The following is a 5,248-nucleotide window of genomic DNA, read 5'->3' as shown; positions in this document are numbered from 1 at the left end:
ATTAATAATTGATAGTTTTTATTATGATATATTTGAATTAGTAAAAAATACTTTAAACATATGACTTGAATTTACGTAACTATAAGTTATTATATAAATTAAAATCGGAGGAGGTAACTGTTGCAATAAACTTATAAAAACATAATAAATTTTTATATGATTATATGGATTTAAACAATACTTGTAGGTTTTTATAGGTTCTTTGCAATAGAAATTACATTTTATGAATATAACTAATAATTTTTTACCAATTAGTAAAAATGACCTTTTAAATAGAGGAATAGAACAATTGGATTTTATAATAATCACTGGAGATGCCTATGTGGATCATCCTTCTTTTGGTACAGCCATTATAGGAAGGGTTTTGGAACATGAAGGCTTTACTGTGGGAATAATACCACAACCAGATTGGAAGGATGTTAACTCTTTTAAAATACTTGGAAAACCTAAATACGCTTTTCTTGTAAACTCTGGAAATATTGACTCTATGGTAAATCACTACACTGCCGCTAAAAAGAAGAGACATGATGATTTATACTCTCCTGGCGGTAAAAGTGGATATAGACCAGATAGAGCACTTATAGTATATGCAAATAAATTAAAAGAAGCCTTTAAAGATGTGCCTATAATATTAGGTGGTATAGAAGCCTCTTTAAGAAGGTTTGCCCACTATGATTATTGGTCAGACAAAGTAAGAAGAAGTATTTTATTGGATTCTAAGGCAGATTTGCTAATATACGGCATGGGTGAAAAAACCGTAGTGGAAATAGCTAACCTTTTTAAATATGGCATGAAAATAGAACATATGAGAAACATAAGAGGAACTGTTTACGCCACTAATACTTTAGATGAAGTTAGCAATTTTTTAGAAGTCCCTTCTTTTGAAGAAGTTTGTGAAAGCAAAAAATCTTATGCGGATGCCTTTAAAATTCAATACTTTGAGCAGGATTCTATAAATGGAAAAACTCTAGTTCAAAAACATGATAATAGATTTATAGTTCAAAATTCTCCTCAGTATCCACTAAGCCCTGAAGAAATGGATGTGGTATATAATTTACCTTATGCAAGGAATTACCATCCCATATATGAAAATCAAGGTGGAATTCCTGCAATTAATGAGGTGAAATTTTCTATAACAAGCCATAGAGGATGTTTTGGCTCTTGTTCCTTCTGCGCTCTAACTTTCCATCAGGGTAGAGTAATTCAAAATAGAAGTCAAGAATCTATTTTAAAAGAAGCTAAACTTTTAACTAAGCTAAGCGACTTTAAAGGATATATACATGATGTGGGAGGTCCTACAGCTAATTTTAGGCACAGGGCTTGTAAAAAACAGGAGACCTTAGGTACTTGCAAAAATAAATTATGTCTTTTCCCTGGCCCTTGTAAAAATCTTATAATTGACCATACAGAGTATTTAAATATGCTTAGAAAAATAAGAGAACTGCCAGGAGTTAAGAAAGTTTTCATAAGATCTGGCATAAGATATGATTATTTAATTCACGATAAAAATACAGCATTTTTTGAAGACCTATGCAAGCATCATATAAGTGGCCAATTAAAGGTGGCTCCTGAGCACATTTCTCCTAAGGTTTTGAAACAAATGGGGAAACCTAATAGAGATGTATATGAAAAATTTGTAGATAAATATTTTCTTATAAATAAAAAACTGAATAAAAAACAATATTTAGTTCCATACTTAATGTCTAGCCACCCTGGTAGCGATTTAGGTGCTGCCATAGAATTAGCTGAGTATATTAAAAAAATGGGATATACTCCAGAGCAAGTACAGGATTTCTATCCTACCCCTGGTAGTCTTTCAACTACCATGTATTACACAGGTATAAATCCTATAACTAACGAAAAAGTATATGTTCCTAAAGCTCAACATGAAAAGAATATGCAAAGAGCCCTGCTTCAGTTTACCAAGGAGGAAAATTATAATTTAGTTAAAGAAGCTCTTATAAAGGCTCATAGAGAGGATTTAATTGGATTCGGAAAGGACTGTCTAATTCCTCCTAGACTTATACGAAAAAATAAAAGCCATCATGGAGGCGTCAAAAAATCCAGTGATAAGCCTAATAATAATAATAATATTAATATTAATGATAAGGCAAAATTTAACGACAAAGTTAATTCATCTAAAGAAAAAAGCACTATAAATTCATCAAAAGAACATAAAAATAGTGGAAATAAAAGAATTAATAATAACAATAAATCTACTAAAAACAAAATACATAAAAATAAAAAATAAAGGTGCTTTAGTTATGAATAGTAGTTTTTTTAAACTTTTATAAAATTACTATTCATAATCATTCTACCTTTATTTTTTTACTTTAATTTATTTACTTTAATTTATTTACTTTAATTTATTCATCTTTTTATCTTGTATAATATGCAATTTAATAAAATTAACCACAAACTGTTACTTACTAATAAATTAGGAATAAATTCTATGTTTAAAACATTTAATATTATTTCGATAATTGATATTACACAAATTAAAGCTGCAAATACTATAAGCATCCTATTTTCATTTTTCTTATTAATAAGCGTTATACACCACATTAAGCATACAGTGTAAAAAACAAATGCAATATTTTTAAGACACTTATCATTAAGCACCCTTGTTAAATAGCCTAACTCCATACTAATTGTAATATTTATACTGCCTCTTAAAATAACTATAGTGTATAATGCTATAGATGCAAAAAGTACTATAAATAAATACCAAAAATTTATTTTATTATTTCTAGCTAATATACATAAAGTTATACATACTATTACAGGCATACATACATAATTTAAATATATAAGGGGCTTTAGTAGATATAAATAAGCCAGATTTTTATTCAAAAGCATTATTATAAGAGCAATATTTCTGATAATAATCCCCACTATTGATATACCTGCAAGTATTTTTATTTTAAAAGGTGCTTTTTTGCATACCAAAAACCCTTTATAGCTTATATAAAACATAAGCAATAACAAAGCTAAATATATATATCTCAACTGATACCTCAAAATAAATTGCTATATTTATATATATTAGACTTTACAATACTTTATTACTCTTGTATACCTAGTATCTTAAGTCCTCCTCTAACACATTCTATATTAAGTGGGAAATCCGGTCCTCTTTCGCCATCTATATCTGTTACAATTTCCTCATGACATTCTATATATAAATTATCAGTCTTAAAATAAATTAGTCCATTGGCATTTTCTAAATGATCTCCCCTAACAATTTTTATAAATAGAGGCAACATATCTTTTATCATACATGCTTTTATAATTATTACATCTAAAAGTCCGTCGTCTATTTCTGCTTTATAAGCTAAATTTAAGTTCCCTGCAGTTCTTCCATTAAAAACCAGCATTAAAAACATATCCCCATCATAATTTACTTCCTGTGATTTTACCTTTATGCTCAACTTTCTAAATTTAGGAATTTGTTCTATGCCCTTAACATAATAAGCTAACTTTCCTATAGCATTTTTTAGATTTGTATCTGTTTTCTGAGAAATATCTGTAAATAAACCTGTGCTAGCTACATTAATAAAATATTTGTCATTTATTTTTCCTAAGTCTACATTTTTAACCTTACTTGTTAAAATCCTTTCACAGGCCTCCTCTATATTCTGAGGCATCCCTATTAATTTTGCAAAATCATTGGCTGTTCCAACTGGAAGTATTGCAATAGGTAAATCTATACCTTTACTTTTCATGGTATTTACCACAGTGTCCACTGTGCCATCTCCACCAGCTACTAGTACATAATCATAATCATCTTCTAAATCTTTAAACGCCCCTTCAACAGCATATTCAAAGCTTATTCTATAGGGTACAACATTATAGCCATATTTCTGATGTACCTTTATAACTTTATCTATGTCTGATACTATAGAATTTTCTCCTGAATATGGATTATAAATAAATTTTACCTTTCCCATGAATCTTCTCTCCTACTAATCTATTTTACTAATATAATTTCTATTTTCTTAATATAATTATAGACTGTTTTACCTATTAATAATATATCATTTATCAAAAAAAATCCATAAGAGTAAATAATCTTATGGACGGATTATACTTATATAAATTTTATTTTCTACATTTCTGGAGTGGCTGGTTCCGAAATATTACTTAAAGCTTCTCCTGCATTGTCTGAAAGCTTAGGTTCTATTGCTAAGTCCCCTATAGAAAGCATACCAACCAAATTTTCACCATCTACCACAGGCAACCTTCTTATTTGTCTTTCACTCATTATTCTGGCTGCCTCATGCACATCGCTATCTGCTGATATAGTTACAGGATTTGAAGACATTATCTCTCTGACATTTTGTCTCATAACATTTTGTCCCTTTGCTACAGCTCTTAAAGCTATGTCTCTATCAGTTACTATTCCTATGACATTTTCACCTTTACATACAGGAATTGACCCTACATTATGATTTTGCATTAATTGGGCCACTCTTTCAACAGTATCCTCATAATTAACAGTAGCTACTTCCCTGGTCATTATATCTCGTACTTTCATAACTTTCTCCTTTCTTTTTACTTATAAATTTGCAAAAGCTTTATGTTTAATTTTGAAATTTTGTATCTTTACTATTTTGTGTTATTAATGATTTTTTATACTTACAAAAAAAGTAATTATAAATTTTGTGTTAATTTTTTTAAAAATGCTTAAACTATTTAGTAAAATACGTTAAAATTATTTTAAATACTTTTTTACCTTGGTGTAAAAATTAGGAGTGATTATTATAATGGCCAAAAACGCTATACCAAACTTATTTACTTTTGGTAATTTAGTTTGCGGAATACTCTCAATAATTATGACTTTTGAAGGAAACCTTCAATTGGCAGGTATATTTGTTTTATTAGCTGGACTTATGGATAGATACGATGGAAGAATAGCACGATTTTTACAGGTATCTAGTGATTTGGGGAAAGAATTGGATTCTTTAGCAGACCTAGTTTCTTTTGGTGTAGCGCCATCACTACTTATGTTTAAAATGAATAATTTTGTAAATTTCGGGATTTTGGGTTATGTACTGGTTTTGTTATTTCCTATTGCAGGTGCTTATAGACTAGCTAGATATAATTCCTCTACTTTTAATAAAAGTATATTCGGAAACCCTTAGGCCTCCATTTATCTCAATCCCGAAGGGTGTCAATTTTAACTTCCCCCCAAAATTTTAAACAAAATAACAAAAAAAACTTATATTTTTTCCAAAATTGCTTGACA

The 5,248-nt window shown here is 29.0% G+C and carries 4 protein-coding genes and 1 pseudogene; 2 read left to right on the top strand and 3 right to left on the bottom strand.

Going from position 1 to position 5,248, the window contains the following annotated elements; translation table 11 throughout:
* Positions 1-223: 223 nt before the first annotated feature.
* Entirely contained in the window at positions 224-2,251 is a 2,028-nt protein-coding gene (locus tag FGK85_RS14485) for a YgiQ family radical SAM protein (protein ID WP_138207804.1), read from the top strand.
* 119 nt (positions 2,252-2,370) lie between these two features.
* Here the strand turns inward: FGK85_RS14485 and FGK85_RS14480 are convergent, their stop codons facing one another.
* The 3 genes from FGK85_RS14480 to FGK85_RS14470 form a co-directional block, all read right to left on the bottom strand.
* A complete protein-coding gene (locus tag FGK85_RS14480; RefSeq protein ID WP_138207802.1) occupies positions 2,371-3,009 on the bottom strand; it encodes a hypothetical protein in 639 nt (212 codons plus the stop codon).
* 56 nt (positions 3,010-3,065) lie between these two features.
* A complete protein-coding gene (locus FGK85_RS14475; RefSeq protein WP_138207800.1) occupies positions 3,066-3,950 on the bottom strand; it encodes a YegS/Rv2252/BmrU family lipid kinase in 885 nt (294 codons plus the stop codon).
* A gap of 158 nt (positions 3,951-4,108) precedes the next feature.
* Positions 4,109-4,537 (bottom strand): CBS domain-containing protein, encoded by a 429-nt coding sequence (locus FGK85_RS14470; RefSeq protein WP_138207798.1) that lies wholly within the window; start codon positions 4,535-4,537, stop codon positions 4,109-4,111.
* A gap of 229 nt (positions 4,538-4,766) precedes the next feature.
* On the opposite strand from FGK85_RS14470, the pseudogene FGK85_RS14465 reads away from it, so the two are divergent.
* A pseudogene (locus tag FGK85_RS14465) lies at positions 4,767-5,141 on the top strand (CDP-alcohol phosphatidyltransferase family protein); the annotation flags it as partial.
* Positions 5,142-5,248 lie beyond the last annotated feature (107 nt).

Origin of the sequence: Haloimpatiens lingqiaonensis (assembly GCF_901447495.1) — a bacterium.
GTDB lineage: Bacteria > Bacillota > Clostridia > Clostridiales > Clostridiaceae > Haloimpatiens > Haloimpatiens lingqiaonensis.
Note: the sequence above shows the minus strand (reverse complement) of the source record. Positions and strands in the feature narration are given on the sequence as shown.

What these genes read in the sequence shown, in the direction of transcription:
- FGK85_RS14485 (WP_138207804.1), top strand. Translation starts at nt 224, where the DNA reads ATGAATATAACTAATAATTTTTTACCAATTAGTAAAAATGACCTTTTA.
- FGK85_RS14475 (WP_138207800.1), bottom strand. Translation starts at nt 3,950, where the DNA reads ATGGGAAAGGTAAAATTTATTTATAATCCATATTCAGGAGAAAATTCT.
- FGK85_RS14470 (WP_138207798.1), bottom strand. Translation starts at nt 4,537, where the DNA reads ATGAAAGTACGAGATATAATGACCAGGGAAGTAGCTACTGTTAATTAT.